17 protein-coding genes are annotated in these 22859 nt (G+C 40.4%); 15 read left to right on the top strand and 2 right to left on the bottom strand.

The genetic code is table 11. The features are described from left to right. The first annotated feature begins 128 nt into the window (after positions 1-128). Both ACE3PQ_RS09960 and ACE3PQ_RS09955 read left to right on the top strand, forming a co-directional pair. The gene (locus ACE3PQ_RS09960) at positions 129-917 is read left to right on the top strand and encodes a DUF2057 family protein (protein WP_374297422.1); all 789 of its coding nucleotides are present in this window, start codon (positions 129-131) and stop codon (positions 915-917) included. 356 nt (positions 918-1273) lie between these two features. Next, entirely contained in the window at positions 1274-4363 is a 3090-nt protein-coding gene (locus ACE3PQ_RS09955) for a multidrug efflux RND transporter permease subunit (protein ID WP_374297420.1), read from the top strand. Position 4364: 1 nt separating this feature from the next. On the opposite strand, the gene ACE3PQ_RS09950 is transcribed toward ACE3PQ_RS09955, so the two are convergent. Continuing rightward, positions 4365-5558: a hypothetical protein gene (locus ACE3PQ_RS09950; RefSeq protein ID WP_374297418.1), complete on the bottom strand. Its 1194-nt coding sequence runs from the start codon at positions 5556-5558 to the stop codon at positions 4365-4367. Positions 5559-5708: 150 nt separating this feature from the next. Between ACE3PQ_RS09950 and ACE3PQ_RS09945 the strand changes: the two genes are divergently transcribed. From ACE3PQ_RS09945 to ACE3PQ_RS09935, 3 genes are all read left to right on the top strand, one after another. Further along, entirely contained in the window at positions 5709-6044 is a 336-nt protein-coding gene (locus ACE3PQ_RS09945; protein WP_374297417.1) for a multidrug efflux SMR transporter, read from the top strand. Between the two features lie 114 nt (positions 6045-6158). Next, positions 6159-8774 (top strand): aminopeptidase N, encoded by a 2616-nt coding sequence (gene pepN / locus ACE3PQ_RS09940; RefSeq protein ID WP_374297415.1) that lies wholly within the window; start codon positions 6159-6161, stop codon positions 8772-8774. A 183-nt stretch (positions 8775-8957) separates the two neighbouring features. Further along, the gene (locus ACE3PQ_RS09935) at positions 8958-9380 is read left to right on the top strand and encodes an RDD family protein (RefSeq protein WP_241573080.1); all 423 of its coding nucleotides are present in this window, start codon (positions 8958-8960) and stop codon (positions 9378-9380) included. A 75-nt stretch (positions 9381-9455) separates the two neighbouring features. Here ACE3PQ_RS09935 and queG read toward each other — a convergent pair whose 3' ends face one another. Further along, positions 9456-10550: a tRNA epoxyqueuosine(34) reductase QueG gene (gene queG, locus ACE3PQ_RS09930; RefSeq protein ID WP_374297414.1), complete on the bottom strand. Its 1095-nt coding sequence runs from the start codon at positions 10548-10550 to the stop codon at positions 9456-9458. Between the two features lie 270 nt (positions 10551-10820). Here queG and ACE3PQ_RS09925 point away from each other — a divergent pair, with 270 nt between their 5' ends. From ACE3PQ_RS09925 to purF, 10 genes are all read left to right on the top strand, one after another. Continuing rightward, positions 10821-11711 (top strand): tellurium resistance protein, encoded by an 891-nt coding sequence (locus ACE3PQ_RS09925; RefSeq protein WP_374297412.1) that lies wholly within the window; start codon positions 10821-10823, stop codon positions 11709-11711. 34 nt (positions 11712-11745) lie between these two features. Then, positions 11746-12903 (top strand): toxic anion resistance protein, encoded by a 1158-nt coding sequence (locus ACE3PQ_RS09920; protein WP_374297410.1) that lies wholly within the window; start codon positions 11746-11748, stop codon positions 12901-12903. Positions 12904-12936: 33 nt separating this feature from the next. Then, positions 12937-13884 carry a hypothetical protein gene (locus ACE3PQ_RS09915; RefSeq protein ID WP_374297408.1) on the top strand — a complete coding sequence of 316 codons (948 nt, stop codon included), beginning with the start codon at positions 12937-12939 and terminating at the stop codon, positions 13882-13884. A 73-nt stretch (positions 13885-13957) separates the two neighbouring features. Then, a complete protein-coding gene (locus tag ACE3PQ_RS09910; protein WP_374297406.1) occupies positions 13958-14614 on the top strand; it encodes an SMI1/KNR4 family protein in 657 nt (218 codons plus the stop codon). A 250-nt stretch (positions 14615-14864) separates the two neighbouring features. Next, entirely contained in the window at positions 14865-15365 is a 501-nt protein-coding gene (locus ACE3PQ_RS09905; RefSeq protein WP_374297404.1) for a DUF2505 family protein, read from the top strand. Between the two features lie 168 nt (positions 15366-15533). Further along, on the top strand, positions 15534-16676 hold the full coding sequence (gene zapE, locus ACE3PQ_RS09900; protein ID WP_374297402.1) for a cell division protein ZapE: 1143 nt from the start codon (positions 15534-15536) through the stop codon (positions 16674-16676). A 276-nt stretch (positions 16677-16952) separates the two neighbouring features. Then, the gene (locus ACE3PQ_RS09895) at positions 16953-19115 is read left to right on the top strand and encodes a malate synthase G (RefSeq protein ID WP_374297400.1); all 2163 of its coding nucleotides are present in this window, start codon (positions 16953-16955) and stop codon (positions 19113-19115) included. 192 nt (positions 19116-19307) lie between these two features. Next, positions 19308-20315, top strand: a complete 1008-nt coding sequence (locus tag ACE3PQ_RS09890; RefSeq protein ID WP_374297399.1) for a quinone-dependent dihydroorotate dehydrogenase — start codon at positions 19308-19310, stop codon at positions 20313-20315. A 75-nt stretch (positions 20316-20390) separates the two neighbouring features. Continuing rightward, positions 20391-20975, top strand: a complete 585-nt coding sequence (locus ACE3PQ_RS09885) for a CvpA family protein (protein ID WP_374297397.1) — start codon at positions 20391-20393, stop codon at positions 20973-20975. 113 nt (positions 20976-21088) lie between these two features. Further along, positions 21089-22630 (top strand): amidophosphoribosyltransferase, encoded by a 1542-nt coding sequence (purF, locus tag ACE3PQ_RS09880; RefSeq protein ID WP_374297395.1) that lies wholly within the window; start codon positions 21089-21091, stop codon positions 22628-22630. Positions 22631-22859: the final 229 nt, after the last annotated feature.

The following is a 22859-nucleotide window of genomic DNA, read 5'->3' as shown; positions in this document are numbered from 1 at the left end:
CCAAAATCTAAGATAAGCTTATCGTTGAAAATTGTATTGATCGGCGTTATTGTCATAAAAATGTCATCTAAAATACGCATAGTGCAAAGGCAATAATTTATGACAAATTGATGAATTGGGCAAAAGTAATGAAATTCGTAAAATTATCTCCGCAACAATTGGCTTCACAACGCTTCACGTCACCAAGACTTAGCTCAATGCTTTTAGGTCTTTATGTGTTACTGACAGCTTCATTGAGCTATGCCGATGTGACCATCACTGCACCTGAAGAAATTGAAGTCATCGCAATCAATGGTCAAGAAGTCCAGGATGGTTTTCTAAGTTATAAAGAAAATAGCTTTCAGCTCGATGCGGGTACACATAATATTGCAGTGCGTTATAAAGATTTGTTCAACCTTGACCCAATCCGACATGACATCTTGAAATCGGGTATCGTCAGTTTAAATCAAGTCCAATTACAAGATGGACAAAACTATAGAATCACTTTGGTCAATGCACCATCGGACTATGACGAAGCGAAAAAGTTTGCAAAAAAGCCAACCATTGGTGTTGAAAATGCACAAGGGCAATTGATTGCAAAACAAGCGGGTGCAAATAGCAAGTCAACATCGTGGTTTGGTAATAGTATTTTTGGTTCCTCAGTGGATTTACGTTCTCAAAACGATGCACCTAAAAAGATATCGACGCAATCTGCTATGCTCAATACTCAGGCAGCAAAAAACACCACTTCAATGGCACAAACTGTAGGCGCAGTGACAACAACAACGGTTCAAGCGCCATTAGCTCAAGCACAAAGTACAGGGCAATTACAAACTACTGGAAAAGCACAGCAGTTGATTCAACTTTGGCAATCTGCAACACCACAAGAACGTCAAAAGTTTACAGCTTGGTTAGCAGAGCAGGCAGCCAATCAATAATACGAAACATTAGAAAAGTATCTGCATAGGCAAATTTCTGCGTTGCGCCTTGAGTACGCTATTCGCTCGCTTTTACAAAGTTTCTAAAAGCATCTGATTAAGTTTCTTGAGAAAGCCTATAGTTCATATCGAGCTATAGGTTTTTTAATGATCAGTGATTGATAAACCATCTTCTTAATTCATTCATAGTCTGTCTTTTTTGTAAATTCAGCATGGATTCCATATGAATTCATAGGAATTTTATGCAGTTGTGCTAAATTTCCAATGTCCACGTTTAGAATAATTTATGCGGCATTTTTTCTATTTCTATATTGAATTGATTTTTCTATTTTTGATTTTGTACGGTACAGATGTAAATGATTTCAAAGTTTTTTATTCATCGTCCAATTTTTGCATTTGTACTGGCAATTTTAACAGTTGCAATCGGTAGCTTTTCCGTATTCCAACTACCTGTAGAGCGTTATCCTGATATTGCGCCACCTCGTATTACCGTCAATGCAACGTACAATGGTGCAGATGCACAAACTGTCGAAGAAAGCGTGACCCAAGTATTAGAACAACAAATTAAAGGCATTGATAATTTACTGTATTTTCAGGCAAGCAGTGATTCTAATGGTCGTAGTCGAATTAGCCTATATTTTGAGCAAGGTACAGATGCAGATCAAGCACAAGTTCAAGTGCAAAATGCGATTAATGGAGCACTCAATCGCCTCCCTGAAGATGTACAACGACAAGGGGTCAATGTACGCAAGTCGTTAAGTGATTCCTTTCTGGTCATAGGCTTAGGTGATCGAAGTGGGCGCTCGACCAATATTGATATTTCTGATTATCTCACCAATCATTTTGAATTGAATTTAAGCCGTATCGAAGGCGTTGGCGAGATCAATGTTTTTGGTTCGCAATATGCCATGCGGATTTGGCTTAATCCTTTGCAATTACAGCGTTATGGCCTAATGGTCAGCGATGTGCGTAGTGCTTTAGAGTCACAAAATGCACAAGTCGTTGCAGGTGCAGTTGGTGATTTGCCTGCATCCAGTGAACAATATCTGAATGCGAAGGTTAAATCAGGTGCCTTGCTTCGAACACCTGAACAATTTGAACAAATCATTATCAAAGCCAATAACCACGGCAGTTTTGTTTATCTCAAAGACATTGCTCGTGTGGAAATTGGGGCAGAGAACTATCAAGTTTTTAACCGTTTAAATGGTCATCCTGCATCTGGTCTGTCGATCTCTTTGTCAGTCGGTGCAAATATGATGCAAACCGCAGATGCGATCTATGCGGAAGTTGAACATCTGAAAGAAAATTTACCTGAAGGTTATTTTATCGTCTATCCACGTGATGATACGCCATTTGTCAAAGCATCCATGTCACAGGTCACAGCGACATTGTTTGAGGCAATCGTCTTAGTCGTTTTGGTGATGTTTTTATTCTTACAAAGTTGGCGAGCGACGATTATTCCTGCGGTGACGGTACCTGTGGTGATTTTGGGAACTTGTGCAGTGCTATTGGTACTTGGCATGAGTATCAATACTTTAACTTTGTTTGCCATGGTTTTAGCGATTGGTCTTTTGGTTGATGATGCGATCGTGGTGGTGGAAAATGTTGAGCGCATCATGCACGAGCAGCATATCGATGCCAAGCAAGCCAGTATTCAGTCGATGCAAGAGATTAGTGGGGCGTTGATTGGTATTACTTTAGTGTTGACTGCGGTATTTATTCCCATGTCATTTTTTAGTGGTGCGACAGGGATTATTTATCGGCAGTTTTCTGTTACACTCGTTGTTGCAATGGCATTGTCATTACTTGTTGCACTGATTCTGACACCTGCATTGTGTGCTTTGTTGTTACGTCCCGAGAAAAAATCAAAATGGGCGGAGAAATTTAATTCGTGGATTGATCGGTTAAAAAATTATTATTTAAAAATAGCCAATAAAATGATCAATGTTCGCAATATCTCTTTGTTTATATTTGCTATATTGATTGCAGGATTTGTGTGGATTTATCAAAATTTACCAACCAGTTTTTTACCACAAGAAGATCAAGGTTTGCTCAGTGTTCAATTTAGCTTACCAGAAGGTACGCCACTTCGAGAAACTGAAAAAATTGGTTTAGAGATTTATAAATATTTTAATGAACAAGAAAAAAATACCTTAAATGGCATTATGGTGATTCATGGTAGAAACTTTTCAGGCAATGGACAGAATCTTGGTCAAGCTTTTGTTTCCTTTAAAGATTGGAGTGAGCGCAAAGGCGCAGACAATACAACCGATGCAATACGTCAACGTGCCAATAAATACTTTAGCGCAAAAACCGATGCAAATGTACGCGTGATTGCGCCGTCTGTGATTCGTGGGCTAGGGAATTCGGATAAGGTTGAGTTTTGGCTACAGGATAATCGTGGACTTGGGCAACAAGGATTACTTGAGAAGTTTGCCGAATTACAACAACTTGCGGGTGCAAGTGGTGTGATTGCCAATATCGAAAAAGAAAGTAATGACAATCAAGCGGTACTCAGCGTTGATATTGATCATAAAGCAGCAATGGTTAACGGTGTTGCTGTCAATGCGATTAATAGTACCTTATCAACTGCATGGAGTGGCAGTTATATCAATGACTTTATTGATCGTGGACGGATTAAACGTGTTTATCTACAAGGTGATGCACCGTATCGCTCAAAGCCTGAAGATTTAAGTTATTGGTATATCAAAAATGATCTTGGTCAGATGATTCCGTTTAGTCAATTTAGTTCGGTTTCATGGCAAGGCGCACCGCCAACGCTTGAGCGTTTTGCAGGGTATGCAGGCATGGAAATGGAGGCTGAACCAGCGACAGGAGTTAGTAGCGGTCAAGTGATGCAGAAATTAACTGAATTAGTCCAAAAAATCGATGGTGTTGATCTCGCTTGGAGTGGCTTGTCTTATCAAGAGCAACAATCCAGTAATCAGACGATTTGGCTATATCTAGTATCAGTCGCCTTTATCTTCTTATGTCTTGCTGCGCTTTATGAAAGTTGGTCGATTCCAACAGCAGTCATGGCGGCGATTCCCTTGGGGATTGGTGGTACGATTGTATTTAGTTTTGTGTTTGGTTTTGCCAACGATATTTATTTCCAAATTGCTTTACTCACGACGATTGGATTGTCCTGTAAAAATGCCATTCTCATGGTCGAGTATGCGGCAAGCTTACAAGAGCAAGGTCGATCAGCGACTGATGCTGCTTTGCACGCTGCTGAGTTACGTTTACGCCCGATTTTGATGACGTCGATTGCTTTTGGTGCAGGTGTGATTCCGTTGATGTTTTCCTCAGGTGCAGGTGCGATCAGTCGTCAGTCGATTGGTTACAGCGTATTTGGTGGGGTATTGTTCGGTACGGTTTTGGTCTTGCTATTTATTCCATTGATGTATGTGTTGATACGAAAATCGAAACTGAAGTTTACTCAGTGATCTAAATAAAATAATGATCCTGTTGCTTACAACGCAAACAGCTAAACGATACATATTCTTCAGTCGAATACTCAATGGTTAAATCACGGCTACCACATTGGATACAATGACACTCTGCGAAGAAACGTAGCTTCGGCGAGATCAGTTGCCATGATTTCCACAGTGGTTGTTGATAGACCTTGTCATCAAGTTTTAAAAACCGATGTAGGAAAATTTCTGTCATCTGTGAGCGTGGCATATCTTGCGGACGTGGTAAGTTTTGCGTTTCCCAGTGCTGTTCGATACCACGTTGCCGATATTCAGCTAAGGTTTTGCGTAGTCGGTTGGTATTGACGTAGTTTTGATTAGACGGTTGTAATAGCTTCTTTTCTGCTAAATAATTCAGTGCACGATCAATCAGAAAGTAGATTTGTGTTACAGCAAGTTCATTCAGTAAATTTTGAAATTGATCAATCAAAGCTTGATTACCATAAAACTGCACATGTAAAGCCTGACAGCGATATTGGCAAAAATGCAACAGTTCATGTGCCAAGATCAATTGCAAAGTCTGTTTCACTTCACTACTACTTCGAAATGGCAAGCCTTGACAAAAATCACGATAAAACCATGCTCGAAGTTGTTCCGTGATACTGAGTAGGCTTGGCTCTCGATAGCCCTGCAATTTCAAATTGGTATAATATTGTTCTACATTTTCCGAGTGTTGTTTTTCTAAAAGCGGTTTTTCTAGCACATAGTCATTATGGATTAATTGCTGTTTCAGCATTTTAAACAGTTGATAGCTTGGTGCGATATGCGTTGAACGATAACGTGAAAAATCAACAAACTGATCATGCACACGATGATCATCCACCGTACCATCAAGTAAACTGAGTAAAAATAATTTCTCTAATAAACTCAAATCATCAAGTAAATATTCCAAATTGTCTTCGGCACGTTGCTTTTTGCGTTGTTGTTCTTTGCGTTCGGTATATAAACTGCTTTGGATGGATTTTTTGCGTTGTTTTAGACAGTATTCGCAGTGACAGTTTTGTCCTGCATTTTGTACGAACTGACAATGATCACAGTGTGAACATTGGTGGTAGCTCATCGCTTGGTGGTAATACTCTGCCTCAACCCAATACATCGCCGCCTGACAGACAGGGCAATACTGACTGGCATCCAATTGTTTTTGGAAAATTTGACTGACTTCGGGCATGATTTGAGCTTAAACAAGATGTGAAAATGGCGATGAAGTATTGTAAAGCATCAGCACAATTTTATCGTGTGAATTTTCAATCGAATGGTATTATCACTTTAAAATTCATTTATAATTTATTCACTTAACAATGGTTTTAATGGGTGAGTGATGTTAAAAAGCTATTTTATTCTTGCCTTTGCGATTGTTTGTGAAGTGATTGCAACCACAGCGTTGGTTCGCTCAGAAGGCTTTACCAAGATGATGCCAACCTTAATCATGGCAGTTGGGTATGGTATTGCATTTTATTGTTTAAGCATCGTCAGTAAAAGTATTCCGATTGGGATTACTTATGCCTTGTGGAGTGGTTTGGGCATTGTGCTGATTTCGATTGTGGGGTGGATTTATTTGAATCAACGGCTTGATCTACCTGCACAGATTGGCATTGCCTTGATTATTGTTGGTGTGATCGTGATTAATTTGTTTTCAAAATCAGTTTCACATTAAGCACAAATGTTGACCAAGCTTGGTATCAGGAAGCTTTAAAATAAATAATTCGCCATTACTTATATCAATTGATCTGAATTGAATGAAACTGTACTCAAATTAAAGGAAAAAAACATGAATATTGCTGTTGATACCCCGAGCGTCCCTGAAACCGTCTATTTAAAAGATTACACGCCCCCTGCCTTTGCGGTGAACAGCATCGACTTGGATATTCGTGTATTTGATACATACAGTGAAGTCACTGCCAAACTGGACATGCGACGCCAGCATGCAGGGGATTTGGTACTACTTGGGCGAGATTTAGAATTAAAATCAATCAAAATCAATGGTCAAGTGCTTAGTCCTGAACAATATCAACTCGATAGCGAACAACTGACCATTGCTAATGCGTCTGATCAAGCAATTGTTGAAACCGTAGTGATCATTCACCCTGAATCAAATACACAGCTCGAAGGTCTGTACAAAGCGGGTGATGACCTTTTTGTTACTCAAAACGAGCCTGAAGGCTTCCGTAAAATCACTTTTTATCCTGATCGTCCAGATGTGTTGTCAGTATTTACTACGCGTGTCGAAGCGGACAAAAAATTTCCAGTCTTACTTGCTAATGGGAACTTGATTGAAAAAGGTGAGTTAGACGGCGGTCGTCATTATACGGTTTGGCAAGATCCAACCAAGAAGCCAAGCTATTTATTTGCTTGTGTGATCGGTGATTTACAGGTGCTCAAAGACAGTTACACCACCATTGAAGGGCGTAATGTGGCGCTGGAAATCTACGCCGAAGCCAAAGACATTCCGAAATGTCATATCGCCATGCAAGCGCTGAAAGATTCGATGAAATGGGACGAAGTCCATTATGGTCGCCCGTATGATTTGGACAACTATATGATCGTGGCGACCAGTGCCTTCAACATGGGTGCAATGGAAAATAAAGGCTTAAATATTTTCAATACTTCGTGTGTGCTCGCTGATCCTGAATACACCACTGATGCCTCGATCATGCGGGTGCAGTCGGTGATTGCCCATGAATATTTCCATAACTGGACAGGCAATCGCATTACTTGCCGTGATTGGTTTCAACTCTGTCTAAAAGAAGGCTTAACCGTTTTCCGTGATCAATCTTTTTCCGAAGATTTACAGTCGGCTGCGGTTCAGCGCATTGATGATGTGTCGGTATTAAAATCACACCAATTCCCAGAAGATGCAGGACCGTTATCACATCCTGCACGTCCTGATCATTTTGTGGAGATTAATAATTTCTACACCGCAACCGTCTATGAAAAAGGTGCGGAAATCTCTCGCATGATGGCGACTTTGCTTGGTAAAGAAAAATTCCGCCTGGGTACAGACGAATATTTCAAACGTCATGATGGGCAAGCCGTGACGGTCGAGGATTGGGTCGCTGCACTCAGCGCAGGTTCTGGTGTGGATTTATCGGCATTTCTGACGTGGTACAACCAACCGGGTACGCCAACGCTCGAAGTCAATGAAGAATATGACGCAACCACGCATGTCTATACTTTGCGTTTAAAACAAAGTGTCAAGCCACATGCGAAATACCCAAATCTTAAAGCGGTTCCGATTCCTGTTGCGATTGCGCTATTCGATGCCGAAACAGGCGAGCAGTGTGAACTCGACAGCGAGTCATTGACCGAAAACCATGTCAAAGATGGTATGATTTTATTTGATCAAGATGAGGCGACGGTTCACTTTAACAACGTGACGAATCGCCCTGTGGTGTCATTATTGCGTAATTTCTCAGCACCAGTAAATCTTGAATTTGCCTATAACGATGCCGAGCTTGCGTTCCTGCTTCAACATGAAACCAGTGGCTTTAACCAATGGCAAGCAGCGCAGACTTTATTGGAAAATATACTGCTCAAAGATCACGATGCGACCGTGTATTTAGATGTGATCACCAATGTAAAACTATTGCCTGAGCTGATTAAAACTGATCCAAATCTTGCTTCTCGATTACTCGATGTGCCGTCAGAAAGCTATCTGGCAAGTCGTATAGATAACGACTATCGTCCTGAAATTGTGGAAATCAAACGTGAAGCCTTGCTGAATGATTTGGCAAAACAATTTGGTGAATTTTGGAAAGCCATTTACACAACACTTGATCCAAAGTCGCAAACCGAATTTAGCCAAGCAATGGGCATTCGTGCATTAAGAAATATTGCACTCACCATGATGGCTCGACAAGGCTCTACGGAAGTGTTTGATCTAGCCTATCAGCAGTATCAAACGACTGACAATATGACCGAACGTCTTGGTGCGCTTCGTGTCCTCGTCTGGTTTGATGCACCGCAAGCGTCTGATGCGTTGCAGGATTTTTATGATCGTTTTAAAGATGAAGATTTGGCGATTGATCAATGGTTTATGATCCAAGCGGCGCATCCTCGTGCCGATCAATCACGCATTGCGCAATTGGTGGCACATCCTGATTATGATCTCGGTACACCGAATCGTATTCGAGCAATCACAGGCGGGATCGGTTCACGTCCAGTCAACCTCTGGGGAGATGTTGGGACGGCGCACTTTATCAACTTGGCAAAAAATATGGATCAGAAAAATCCAATCGTTGGCTCTCGCATGATCCAAGCCTTGTCACGTTGGTATACCCTGAGTGAGCCTAGACGTACTGAGCTTAAAGAAAAACTGCAAACGCTACAAGGTCAAGCCAAGTCGAAAAATGTGGTGGAAACCATTAATAGTATGCTGAGTGTATAAATCGACTCACAAAAGATATTACAAAGAAAAATTTTTCTTGAGCAAGTACGGTAACTTACACAGTAACTTAGCACTTTTAATAAGAATATTTTTCAAATAGAATAAAACCAGTTAAGTTTTACGGCATCGTAGAGTTTTAACTGGTTTTTTATGATTAAATTAAATATAAAGTGAGTATAAACAATGTCTGGACAATACCAATACGCAGGATTCTGGATTCGACTAGCGGCGGTGATCATCGACACCATTATTTTAATGATTATCTTTACTCCAATTGGCTTTTTATTCGCATCAGAAGCGGATATGCAAAATCCATTTGCATGGACGAAAGCAGATTGGATTATGCAAGCAATTGGCATTATCTTTATCGTGTTCTGTTGGGTGAAGTTTGCAGGAACACCTGGTAAGCGATTGCTTAAATTAAAAGTTTTAGACGAAGCTACAGGCAACAACCTCAGTATTGGGCAAGCGATCCTTCGTTATATCGGTTATATCCCTTCTACGTTGGTATTTTTTCTCGGTTACTTTTGGATGATTTGGGACGGCAAAAAGCAAGGTTGGCATGACAAGATTGCTAAGTCTGTCGTGGTCAAAGAAGTGTCCTAAGATGCTTTGCAACGAATAATTAAGTGACGCCTAGTGCGTCATTTTTTTTATGCGAATTTTTGGTTCAAAGATTTTTTAAATGTTTTTAGCGAGCTGTTGTTGCAACGCCCAATGTTGATGTTCAAGCACGATGTCTTGATGTTGCTGATTATCTTGCATTGAAAGCTGTTGAATAATGTCTTTAGAGTGCGAGGCATTACCCAAAGCGATGGCAATATTGCGTTTAAAACTCTGAAAACCTGTTCGACGAATTGGACTACCTTCGGTTTTTGCTAAAAAGGTCGCTTCATCCCATTGCCAAAATTCAAGTAGCGACGTTTGGTCTAAGCCATGGCGAGGTAAGAAGTCATCAATGGTCGTGACATGTGCATAACGATTCCACGGACAGACCAACTGACAATCATCACAGCCGAAAATTCGATTGCCGATTTGTGGACGCAGTTCGAGAGGAATACTGCCTTTATATTCAATGGTTAAGTAAGCGATACATTTGCGTGCATCAAGCTGATAAGGCGCAACGATGGCTTGGGTTGGACAAATATCAATACAGGCGGAGCAACTGCCACAGTGCGCCGTGGTTGGCTCATCAAAAGGCAAGGGCAAGCCACAAAACAGCTCACCCAATACAAAAAATGAGCCTGAATCTCGATTGATGAGTAAAGTGTGTTTGCCTGTCCAACCCATGCCTGCATTTTCGGCGAGGGCTTTTTCGAAGATCGGTGCAGAGTCGCTAAATGGACGATTGGAAAATTGCCCAACTTTGGCTTCGATGCGTTGAGCCAATTGTTTTAATCGTCCGCGCATGATCTTGTGATAATCACGCCCGCGCGCATAACGTGCAATGATGCCGACATCAGGCTGTTCTGGTACATAGCGACCTTGTGGTTTTTCTTGTAGATAGTTGAGTCTGACGCAAAGAATACATTCTGTACCTTCAACCAAGAGTTTTGGATTGGCACGTTTATCCAAGTTCTCAGCCAAATAGTGCATATCGGCGTGATAGCCTTTGTCCAAATAGCCTTGTAGATGCTGCAATTGATCTTGTGCATCAGGACGAGCCACCACACAGTCGGCAAAACCTAGGTCTTGCGCCTCTGCTTTGATCCATGCTTTGAGTGCTATGGGATCGTTACGAAGCTGTAGGTCGATATTGGGAATGGCTTTGGACATGGAGGGTCAATGTGAATTGAAAAAACAGATAAGAAACTGAAAGTATAACAGAATCAATAGGCTTTCACTTTGTTGAGAGATTCTGATGACTTTTAAATTTAGGTGCTTGATGCGTGAAAAAATCTACGTAGCGAATTTGTAATTTTTAAACGATACATGTTGAAATGAATAAGAAAAATACCATTTATTATTAATAGGTAATTCAATTGTTTGTTGTTAACGTGTAGTTTGCAATCTATAGATTCTAAGGCATTTGGGGGTGAAGCTCATTTGGGTATTTCGTTTAAGCGATCGCGTCGAATAGACAAAAAGTCTGATGAAAAAAATGTACATGATTTAAACCCAGTAAATCATGCAAATGGCGTTGATCAATCTCAATCAGACCAATCAGCAGTTATCGCCATTCAACGAGATATTCTTACGCCAATACTCAATGATCCTTCTAAGCTCAGTAATTATGCAGATGCGATTATTCAAGATCAGCATTGCCTTTTGTCACAAGCAAATATTGCGCATTCTGCCGAACTTGGACGACTGATCAAAAATATCATTGCTCAGCTGAATCAATCGAAAAAAATCTTTAGCGCCAAGAAATATCATTTCCTACATCGCTGGTTTGGTGTCGATTTAGAGCATCAGGCAGGTTCGATTAACTTCTTAAAAAATCTTGAAAAAAGTATTGAGCAAGCCACGGTTTTAAGCCAATGTGTCTATGGTGAGATCATGCAATCGCAACAAAATTTCCAAGCCTTAGAAAATAAACAGGTGGAAATGTCCCAATATATTGAGGCAGGCGAACAGTTTTTACAGCAAGCTCAGCAGTTTGCATCGAGTGCTCAATATGAGTCATTTTCAATGCGATTGGATAAAAAAATTAATATGCTCATGACTTCACAGCATGCCACCGACCTCGCCATGGCGCAGATTCAGCTCAATCAAAATGTGGCGATGAGCATTTTAGATCGTTTTAATGAGGCGAAAAATGTATTGATTCCACTGTGGTATCAACAGATTCGGGCGAGTCATGCAGGGCAAAGTCCTGCAGAATTGGAAAAACTCAATCGACTGCGTGAGCAATTGATTCGGACTTTAGATATTGAGCATTCGCAATCCCAGTCAATACAAGCACAGCAAAGCTCAAATGCAACAAACATCAAATAAATTCTGAGAAAAAGCGATCTTTAGGAAAACAATCATGAGCAATTCAAACCCATCGTCTTCTGACCCGAAAAACCAAATCATTCAGACGGAAAATAAAATCAGCCAATCCGAATTTGAGCAACTAGATTTACAGTCTTTGGGATTATCTGCGCAAGACTTTGTACAAGTACAAGAAGTCAGTCATGAACTTGACGAATTAGGTCAGCAGAGTGTGGCGGAATATGGCAAAAATATTGCTTCAAACACCTCTAGCTATACCGATGAATTGCTACAAATGGTGCAAAGTAAAGATTTAGATGAAACAGGACAAAAGCTCAACCAAGTGGTGCAAGTCGCTCAACAACTCAACAGTGAAAATGTGCTTGCTGAAAATAAAAAGAAAGGGCTGATCGGCTCGATTTTATCGAAATTTAGTGGGGCAAAGCAAAGTTTTCAACTGCGATTTAATGATAGCAAAGCGCAAATTGATACCTTGGTCAAAGAGATTGAAACCACACAAGGCGGTCTAAAACAACGTGTGGATATGCTGGATAAAATGCACGACGCGATTCAAGATGAGTACCGTCAGCTTGGCATATATGTCGCCTCTGGACAGCTCAAGAAAAAGCAGATTGCCAATCAAATCAGTCAATTAAGCAGTCAAAGCAATGACCAAAGCAATCAACAGATTGTCAGTCAGATTTATGACCTAAATCATCATGCCAATAATTTGGAAAAGCGTGTGCATGATCTGCGCACACTACAACAGTCTGCACTGCAAACGTTACCGATGATTCGGATTATCCAATCCAATAATCTGATGCTGGTCGATAAGTTTTATGCGATTAAAAACATCACCTTACCTGCATGGAAAAATCAGATCAGTTTGGCACTGTCCTTAAATGAGCAGAAAAATAGCGTGGAATTGGCAAATACCATTGATGATGCCACCAATGAATTATTGCGTCGCAATGCGGAACTTTTACATGATAATTCGGTAAAAACTGCAAGGGCGAATCAACGTGCAGTGATCGACGTAGAAACCTTAGAGCATGTGCAGAATACCTTGATCAAAACCGTCAATGATGTGATTCAGATTCAAAAAGAGGGCATGCAACAACGTGTCCAAGCCACTGAAAAACTGAAATCTTTACAGTCTAATTTAAATCAATTGGTGATCGAAGATAGTCAGTATGAGATGAAAAAGTCTTAATCTCAACTTATTCAATTTTGAGCATAAATACATATGAGCAAATTAAAAGATAGGTCTTCAGTACATCTATCGGTGCAACAGCAGGTTGAGTTTGAGCAAGGTTTGGTGCAACTCAAAGCTCGCCGTAACAAAATGCGTGCCTCGATGATGCTGTCTTTATTGCTTGGCATCATGGCGCTGGTGGCTTTGTATTTTAATCAACAACTGGTCTATGCCATATTTGAGATTTCACCAACTTTGCAACAGCTCCATGTACCATTTAGTGCGCAATCGGTTCAAGATCGTATCGGCGGACAAAACGATTATTTCAGCCATTTGATTCAGTGGATTTTATGGCTCGGACTCAAGCTCAGTATGTCTTTTGTTGGCGCGATTTTACTGATTTTCTACGCCAAAAAACTTTCTTTTTTTAAGCAAAAATTTAAAGGCTTTGTACAAACCACTTTGGCATTTGTGATTAGTTTTATCTTGTTATGGGCAGGGTTGAGCTTTGCTCAGTACGAATGGGTTGGTGATGATCCTCAGCAAGAACAGTATCTTAAAGCTGTTGAATATCAAACTAATATTCAGCAAAGTGACGTTTATCGTTATATTCAGCAAAGTAAGATTGATGAACCTGTTGCAGATTACCTTTTAGCACAAACTGCTATTTTACATCGCCCAATAGATCGTGAAGTGGCACTGGCTTATTTATCCAAGCTTGCCAAAGTTGAACAAAATGATGCAAGTCAAATGGTAGCGAATGGTTTTAAGCCTGAACAATTGTGGATGATGCAGCATCAAATCTACGGCAAAGCAGTCACACCTTTTGCCGAAACTGTGCAAACTCAAGTCAATGAAGCGAATCGTATTGTGCAAATCATGCGATTAATATTGATCGCTTTGATTATTAGCTTTGCTGTGTTGATGGTGATCTTTTATCTGCTGAATTGGCGATTGAGCAAACGGCTTGAGCGAATTGAACAGCAGTTGTTACATTGAGTGCTTGATGGGCGACTACTAATCAATAAAAAGTTATTCATTGCAATAAATTACCCATATAAAAAGGAATAACATGAGTAAATTAAATGAAGCATTACTCGACATTGAAAAATTTTGGCCTGAACCTGATCCCAAACTGGTCGGGCATGAATGGTATGAAGGTGTTTATCAAGAATTTACCATGCAAGGCAAGCACGATAACAGCGAAGAACTCAAGCGGATTCAATCAGAGTTTGCTGATCCATTTCCAAGCGAGTTGCAAGACTATATCGTCCAAGTCTGCGATCAAAAAGGTGTCACCTTAGATACTGTCGGTAATCCGCTGAGTTTATTGCCGTTACATGAGTTGAAATTTATTCAGGATGGATATAACTATAATCCAGTGCTCAAAGAAGATATTGCAGGTTGGCCAGCGAATTATTTTATGATTGCAAATGAGGGAGGCGATCCCTATTTTATTGATTTGAAAAGTGGCACGACCCAAGTGGAAATGCGCATACACGGCTCGGGCAGTTGGGATTATGGGGACACGGTGGCGGATAATATTGCACAGTTTTTGCTATGCGCTTGCTATCAACATGCCATACTCAATCATCCAGACTTTGAAATCATTGATGATGAGCGTGGTTTCAACTTGGTGGATAGTGTCGCCAAGTGGTATTTCCCACAGATGAAAAAATATGCAGGACAGTATTATTCATTTTGGTGTGAATCTTTTCAAAATGCTTAGTGGCTTAGTTAGTATGATTATTCTTATACAACTCAAAACTCACAAAGAGAACTGATGAACACAGCGCGTAAAGGTGCAAGAAGCACCAAAGATATTTCACAAAGCATTTTAGAACAGCTTAATCGTGGTGAAATCGAATCGGCGAATTTGGTGGACAGTTTAACTTTTGACTAAAATGCGTTTTACAAATACTTATAATTCAAGTTAAATAGACCCTTCAATAAAAAACCTAACTATGGAAATGAAATTTATGGCACATCAGTTTACAGTCGATGCAACGATTACTGGGGTTTCACTTGAGCAGTTTAAAACTTTGGTTAAAGACACCGAATTACATGAAGCCGTGTGTCGCCGTATCCCGGGGGAAAAGCTTGAGATTCTTGAATCAAATTTGAATGGCAATATTTACACCTTGCGCCGTGAATATAACCTTGATGTGAATATTCCTGAAGTAGCTAAAAAACTACTCAAAGATGCCTTTCGTCTAAAGCGTAGTGATGTGACCAATGTAGAGCAACTCACTTCGACAGTTGAGCTTGGTGCAAATCTTCCACTACAAGCGACCAGTCAACGTACAGTGACAGGCGACGAAAACCAAGTGAATTTTAAGCTGAATTGGACGGTTAAGGTGAAAGTTCCACTTATCGGCGGTATGCTTGAAAAACATGCAGAAGGTGAGATTCGTCGTTTTAGCGATTTAGAATTTTCAATCATTGAAGACGAAATTAAAAAGAAATTGTCGACAGCTTAAGCATTAGGGATTTTTATTTAAAAAATTTCTAATGTGTTTTCCAGATGCAACTTTCTGATAGTTCAGCATATATTTTTTTGATCTGACTGTGCTTTCACTAAAGTTGCATGTTTATCCCACTCGGTCTGTTATACTATTTTACACAGTTGTATAAATACTTTATCTCCTATGAATACTTTCCATACCGTCGAAGTGCTTTCTCCTGCTACCCGTTACCAAAATGCTTTAGATTCAGGTCAGTTTAGTCCTGATATTGAACAAGCCAAAGCAGTAGAAAACCTAGAACGAGTTTGGGAAGAGCTGATTCAACGCTACAAATCTTCAAAAAAAGCATTTCGCCGTTTCCGTCGTCAGGATTCACCTGATGGTGTCTACATGTGGGGCGGCGTAGGGCGTGGTAAAACGTGGTTGATGGATCAGTTTTACGATGCTGTACCATTTCGCCGTAAGATGCGCATGCACTTTCACCACTTTATGCAACACGTACATCTAGAGCTCAATAAACTTTCAGGTCAGCGTAATCCGCTCGATATCGTTGCCGATCAGATTTATCGTGATGCGGTGGTGATTTGCTTCGATGAATTTTTTGTATCGAATGTTACTGATGCGATGATTTTGGGTGATCTATTCCAAAAGCTATTTAGTCGTGGCGTGACGTTGGTTGCGACGTCAAATATTGCACCTGATGGTCTATATAAAAATGGCATTCATCGTGATCGTTTTTTACCAACCATTGAATTGGTGAAAAAGAATTGTACCGTGCTTAATGTTGATTCGGGTGTGGATTATCGTCTACGTGTTCTCAAGCAATCGCAACTGTTTAAATATCCGCTGCATCGTGAGCATGAAGCGTGGATTGAAGAACGCTTTCATAGTTTAACGACCAATCAAGTCAAATCACCAGAACCGATTTTGGTCAACAATCGTGTGGTCGTAACACGCATGCACACAGAGGATGTATTATGGTGTGACTTTTCTGAGCTATGTTTGAAACCTCGTAGTCCTGCGGATTTTATCGAGATTGCGAATACTTACAATACAGTGCTTGTGAGCCATATTCCACATCTCAATGATCATTTGGCAGATGGCACACGTCGATTTATTTATTTAGTAGATGAGTTTTATGATCGCCGTGTGAAGTTGATTTTGACCTCAGAAGACTCCATTATCCAATTGTATAAAGGTGAACGCCTTGCATTTGAGATTGAACGAACTCGTTCACGTTTACTTGAGATGCAGTCGGAAGATTACCTCAATACGGAACATCGTTTGAATGAATCGACCAATCCGACACAGCGTGAGTTAATCTAAAGAAAGTCAGTTGATCAATTGAATTGATTGCAGAATGGTTCGATTGATCAGCTTTTTTGTGTAAAAGCATTACAGGCTTGAGAAAAGACTATTATTTTCTCAAAACATGTTTATTATTTTACGTGGTAATAGAGGTATGCAGATGATTTTTCATCAGTATACTAGTCGTTTAATTGAATTTTGCGTCTATTGAGTTTGCATCTACATCTATTTATGTATGTAAGCTGAACTGAACCTTAATCAAAAATTCAAAGTATCCAAAAGTTAGGAAGTACAATGACTCAACGTATTCAACAGGGCAAACTTGCGATTGCCAAAGAACTTTATGATTTTATTGAAAATGAAGCACTCCCAGGCAGTGGCATCGACAGTGCAACATACTGGAAAAACTTTGAACAAGTCGTTGTCGATCTTAGCCCAAAAAATAAAGCCTTATTAGAAAAACGTGATGCTTTGCAAAAGCAAATTGATGAATGGCATCGTAATAACAAGTTTGAACTTGAAGCGTACAAAGCATTCTTAACAGAGATCGGTTATTTAGAGCCTGAAGTTGCAGACTTCCAAATCACTACTGAAAATGTTGATGAAGAGATTGCACTTCTTGCAGGTGCGCAATTGGTTGTACCTGTACGTAATGCACGTTATTGCTTGAATGCGGCGAATGCACGTTGGGGTTCATTGTACGATGCCTTGTATGGCTTCGACGTGATCTCTGATGAAGATGGCGCAGAAAAAGGCGTAGGCTACAATCCTGCACGTGGTGCAAAAGTTATCGCATTTGCGAAGAACTTCTTAAATGAAACATTCCCATTGGCACAAGGTACACACGATGATGTGACCAAATATGCTGTGGCATCAAATGCTTTAGTTGTTACGCTCAAAGATGGCTTAACCACGACGTTGAAAAATGAAGCGCAATTCGTTGGCTTCAATGGCGAAACGTCTGCACCGACAGAAATCGTTCTTCTAAACAACGGTCTTCATGTGATCATTGAAGTAGATGCGTCTAGCCCAATCGGTCAAGCGGATTCTGCAGGCGTAAAAGATCTCATCATGGAAGCTGCAATCACGACCATTCAAGATTTGGAAGATTCGGTTGCTGCAGTAGATGCAGAAGAGAAAGTTGAAGGCTATCGCAACTGGTTAGGTTTGATGCGTGGTACCCTTCAAGAATCAATTGCCAAAGGTGATCAAGTCATCACTCGTACTTTGAATGCGGATCGTACTTGCAAAAACTTGATCGGTGGTGAAACGACGCTTCACGGTCGTTCATTGATGTTGCTTCGTAATGTTGGTCATTTGATGACAAACCCTGCGATCTTAGTGGATGGTCAAGAAATCTTTGAAGGCATCATGGACGCATTGGTGACACCTTTGCTGACGATTGCAGACATCAAAGGTCAAAACGAACTCAAGAACTCTCGTAAAGGTTCGATGTACATCGTAAAACCGAAAATGCACGGTCCAGAAGAAGTTGCATTTACGGTTGAGTTGTTCGGTCGTGTAGAGAAAGCTTTAGGTCTTCCTGATAAGACGTTGAAAGTCGGTATCATGGACGAAGAGCGTCGTACTTCTGTGAACTTGAAGAACTGTATTGCGGAAGCAAAAGATCGTACCATCTTCATCAACACAGGCTTTATGGATCGTACAGGTGATGAAATCCATACTTCAATGGAAGCTGCGCCAGTCGTTCGTAAAGAAGCTGTGAAAACACAAAAATGGATTGCAGCTTACGAAAACCGTAACGTTGCAATCGGTCTTGCATGTGGTCTACAAGGCAAAGCGCAAATCGGTAAAGGCATGTGGCCAAAACCTGACAGCATGAAAGACATGCTTGCGACGAAGACAGCACATCCAAATGCAGGTGCAAGCTGTGCATGGGTACCGTCACCGACGGGTGCAGCACTTCACGCAATGCACTATCATCAAATCAACGTCAAAGCACGTCAAGATCAGTTGAAAACTGAGCAAATGTTGTCTTTAGATGATCTATTGACACCACCATTTGGTCCAGAAGTTAACTGGTCAGAAGCTGAAATTAACAACGAACTTGAAAATAACTGTCAAGGTATCTTGGGTTATGTTGTACGTTGGGTTGACTTGGGTGTAGGTTGTTCAAAAGTACCAGACATTAACAATGTTGGCTTGATGGAAGACCGTGCAACATTGCGTATTTCATCTCAACACGTTGCCAACTGGTTGCGTCACGGTATCGTGACTCAAGCGCAAGTGGAAGAAGTATTGAAGCGCATGGCGAAAATCGTCGATGAGCAAAATGCCAATGATCCGCTATACACGCCTATGGCGCCAAACTTTGACGGTATTGCGTTCCAAGCCGCATCTGACTTGATCTTGAAAGGCGCAGAGCAACCATCGGGCTATACAGAGCCACTATTGCACGCTGCACGTTTGAAGCTAAAAGGTTATCAAGGCGACTAATCATTTCGATGATACCGCTTTAAAAAGAAAGACTCAGTTTTTACTGAGTCTTTTTTTGATGTTTAACAAGATAAGATTACGAACTTATTTGCTAAATCGACTGATGCAAGTTCAAAACTAACCCTATATTTTTGTGTATAGTTCACGTAAACTATTTGGCGAATTTTTCAATAAAATACCTGTCAAATCGCAATGTTATATTCCTTAGCTCGCCCATTGTTGTTTAAGCTCGAAGCCGAACGTGCTCATGAAGTGACTTTATCTTCACTGAAAATCGCTCACAAGCTTGGCTTGGTCCAAAATATTTATAAACAATATCAAAAGCCTGTGACCTGTATGGGTATTCAATTCACAAATCCAGTTGGACTTGCCGCAGGTTTGGATAAAAATGGCGACTACATCGATGCGTTAGCAGCTTTAGGTTTTGGCTTTATTGAGATTGGTACAATCACTCCACGTCCACAATCAGGCAATCCACATCCACGCTTGTTTCGTCTACCTGATGCCAAAGCGATCATTAACCGTATGGGCTTCAATAATGATGGTGTAGATAAGCTCGTTGAAAATGTTAAAAGTGCAAAATATCAAGGTGTACTTGGCATTAACATCGGTAAAAATGCTGATACACCAGTGGAAAATGCCACAGAAGACTATTTGATTTGCTTAGAAAAAGTCTATCAATATGCGTCCTATGTCACGGTCAATATTTCCTCACCAAATACCAAAGGTTTGCGTAGTTTACAAAGTGGTCATGCGCTGACTGAACTCTTAGAAACTTTAAAAAATAAACAATTAGAGCTTGCAAAACAATTTAGCTTTTATGTACCTTTAGTGCTCAAAGTTGCACCTGATTTAACGACTGAAGATATTGAGTTTATTGCAGATCAATTGCGCAAGTTTAAAATTGATGGTTTGATTGTCACCAATACGACATTAGGACGAGAAGGTGTCGAAGGGATGCTTCATGGCGATGAACAGGGTGGATTATCAGGTGAGCCTGTCTTCACAAAAAGTACCAAATGCCTGAGTCAGTTTTCCAAAATATTACAAGATCAAATCCCATTGATTGGTGTCGGTGGTATTCTGTCGGGTGAACAAGCAGCACTGAAACGTGCTTCAGGTGCAAGCTTAGTGCAGATTTATAGTGGTTTGATTTATACAGGTCCGAATCTGATTGCAGATTGTGTTGAATCTTTTTAAATCTGATTTTTAAATCAATATTTTTAATCCAATTAAAGTACTGATTAAAGGTTGAATATTGTTGAGTAGAAGCGCATGAATACCCTTGATATTATCATGATCATTCTTATCTTGATCAGTACCATGAACGGTCTGCGTCAAGGTTTGATTCATGCTTTAGCCAATCTGATTGGTTGGGTATTTGCATTAGTCTGTGCAACGAAATTTAGTGAATCTCTGCGACCGCTGATGGGTATCATCAGCCAAGATCAGACAGTTCAACATATTGCTGCCTTTATTGCGATTGTTTTGGTTGTTGTGATTTTAACGTGGACACTGGGGTATTTGTTGCATCAAGTAGTCAAAAAGTTGAAATTGTCTTGGTTTAATCGCTTGGCAGGCGGTGCATTTGGTTTTGCAAAAATGGCTGTGGTATTTTTGATTGCGATACATATCTTGCAAGGTTGGTTTGCGCAAACCAAAATGTGGCAAGATTCAAAAGTGATCGAATGGCTTCAACCTTATGCCTCACAAACCATTGAATATTCACAACAGATTGTACAAAAAACGACTGCTGAGATAGAAAGCTTCAATTCTGATGATCATTCTAAAGCGCAAGATGATATAATATTGCCCTCGAATGGGGAAAATCAGTCTAAGACTGCCAATCCATTTTTATAAAACAATTTGAAAGGCTATTTCGTATCAATTCGAAGAGATGTTCAAATGGTTTTATGTTTTTGTTTTAACACTCGTTTTATCTATAAAGTTCCTAGCCAGTCTGCGAGGTCTCTATGTGTGGTGTGGTTGGTATAGCTGCGAAGTCGCCAGTAAATCAAATGTTATATGATGCGTTAACCATGTTACAGCATCGTGGACAGGACGCAGCAGGGATCATTACCTGCCATGATGGGCGTCTATATCTCCGTAAAGACAATGGCATGGTACGAGATGTATTTCACACACGTCACATGCGTGCATTAGTCGGCAACTATGGTATCGGTCATGTTCGTTACCCGACGGCAGGCTCATCAAGTAGTGCAGAAGCACAGCCGTTTTATGTCAATTCACCGTATGGCATTTCCCTTGCGCATAATGGCAATCTGACCAATGCGGCAGATATTCATAAAGATTTATTTAGCGCAGATTTGCGTCATATCAATACTGATTCCGACTCAGAAGTTTTGCTCAATGTCTTTGCGCATGAATTGCAAAAATGTGGCAAGGTCAACCCAAGTGAAAAAGATATTTTTACCGCAGTAGCAAGCGTGCATGAGCGTTGTAAGGGTGCTTATGGCGTGGTGGCATTGATCACAGGTCATGGCTTGGTTGGCTTTCGTGATCCGAATGGTATTCGTCCTTTGGTTTATGGTTCTCGTGAAACTGATACAGGTATGGAATATATTATTGCGTCTGAATCAGTTGCGATTACTTCTCTAGGCTTTAAGGTTGAGCGTGACCTCGAACCGGGTGAAGCGATGTTTGTAGATAGCAAAGGCAATCTTTTCCTACAACAATGTGCGTCTGCACCATTACATCGTCCATGTATTTTTGAATATGTATATTTTGCTCGTCCAGATGCGACGCTTGATGGAATTTCTGTCTATAAAGCTCGCTTAAAAATGGGCAAAAAGCTCGCGCATAAAATCCTCAAAGAGTGGGGCAAAGATCACGAGATTGATGTGGTCATTCCAATTCCAGATACTAGCCGTACATCTGCGCTTGAGCTTGCCAATTATCTTGGTGTGAAGTTCCGTGAAGGTTTTATGAAAAACCGTTATATCGGTCGTACCTTCATCATGCCAGGTCAGCAACAACGTAAAAAATCAGTCCGTCAAAAGCTCAACCCTGTAGAGCTTGAGTTTAAAGACAAGAATGTATTACTCGTCGATGACTCCATTGTACGTGGTACGACCTGTGAAGAAATCATTCAAATGGCACGTGACTCGGGTGCGAAACAGGTGTTTTTTGCCTCTGCTGCGCCAATGATTAAATTTCCCAATGTCTATGGTATAGATATGCCTGCAAAGTCTGAGTTGATTGCAGCAGATCGTACTGTGGATGAAGTTCGTCAAATGATCGGTGCAGATCGCTTGATTTTCCAAGATTTGGAAGACTTAAAAGCTGCTGTACGTACTAAGAAAATTCCAAAAATCACTGAGTTTGAGTGTGCGGTATTTGATGGTCACTATGTGACTGAAGGCATTGATACTGAGTATCTAAAACGTCTTGAACAGAGTCGTAATGACACTGCCAAGAAGAAAAAAGATGGCTACATTGATGTCAATGCTGATGCGGCATCGGTTGATCTTACTGGCATCAAAGAAGACGCTTAATATCCATAGTGCTTGTTTAGTGCTAATAAAAAGACGTTTAGGCCAAATGGTTTAAACGTCTTTTTTACATCTTAAATTTTAAGATATTTTTAATTTCTTAGATTAGCATTTGAAATCCCACCATTTCGTCGCATTATTCTAACGGACAAGCTTGCGATACGATTCAAAATGAGTTATCACTTAGAAATTATTGGATAAAACACAGTATTGATATGCTTTTTAGCACTTA

Origin of the sequence: Acinetobacter sp. (genome assembly GCF_041911495.1) — a bacterium.
Taxonomy (GTDB): Bacteria; Pseudomonadota; Gammaproteobacteria; order Pseudomonadales; family Moraxellaceae; genus Acinetobacter.
The sequence above is the reverse complement of the archived record's forward strand: the minus strand, read 5'-3'. Positions and strand labels throughout refer to the sequence as shown.